The sequence below is a fragment of the Streptococcus oralis genome (assembly GCF_001075875.1).
In the GTDB taxonomy this organism is placed as follows: domain Bacteria; phylum Bacillota; class Bacilli; order Lactobacillales; family Streptococcaceae; genus Streptococcus; species Streptococcus oralis_I.
In genome coordinates, this window is sequence record NZ_JUOS01000126.1 from 1 (window position 1) to 434 (window position 434).

Sequence of the window (434 nt, forward strand, 5' to 3'; positions counted from 1 at the left end):
ACAGATGTAGCTGGTTGACCATTCTCGTCAAGAAGAGTAATGGCATCCTTGTCGATTGGTGCGACTGGGTCACCTTCAGTGAAGGTAACTGTTCCAGTTTGAACAAGACCTTGAGGGCCAGTTGATTCTGCTGGTGTAGCAGTTGGAGTTACCAGTATTACTGTTGGGGTGTAAGTTGCAGAAGCTTTGGTTCGGTTCTTATCTTCACGAACAACCGTTACGGCCGGTGCTTTACCCGTGAATGATTTCTCAGGAACAAAGGTTACTGTTCCGTCTGCTGCTACTGTGTATGTACCAACTCCATCAACTGTCTTGGTAGTTGAACCATCGTCAAATGTTGCAGGTACATCATCGTTCATTGGCACACGGCTGTCGCCTTCAGTAAATTCAGGCTTACCTGTTTGGGTTTGACCTTGTTTACCTGTTGTTTCAAC

1 protein-coding gene is annotated in these 434 nt (G+C 46.3%); it reads right to left on the reverse strand.

Annotated features, from left to right (window positions below):
• Nucleotides 1-434, reverse strand: a 434-nt coding sequence (locus tag ADM33_RS07155; protein WP_049504106.1) for a hypothetical protein, incomplete at both ends; no start/stop codon positions are given.